This window comes from Curtobacterium sp. MCBA15_013 (genome assembly GCF_001865095.1).
GTDB lineage: Bacteria > Actinomycetota > Actinomycetes > Actinomycetales > Microbacteriaceae > Curtobacterium.
In genome coordinates this window covers 1396-1612 of record NZ_MJGQ01000056.1, presented here as the reverse complement: position 1 = coordinate 1612, position 217 = coordinate 1396, and positions in this window count along the sequence as shown.

The window sequence follows — 217 nt, the reverse complement described above, 5'->3', positions numbered from 1 at the left end:
CACGTGGCGCGGGGTGACTTCCGTTGTGCGAACGGCCCCGCACCTCTTCAGGTGCGGGGCCGTTCGTGTGCGGTGGTGCTGACTACCGCTTGCCGAACACGTGGATCGGCAGGAAGAAGGAGAGGCACATGAGCACGAGACCGCCCATGAAGATGAACGCCTGACCCGAGCTCACCTGGAACGCGAAGCCGAACAGGTACATCGAAACCAGCAGCAG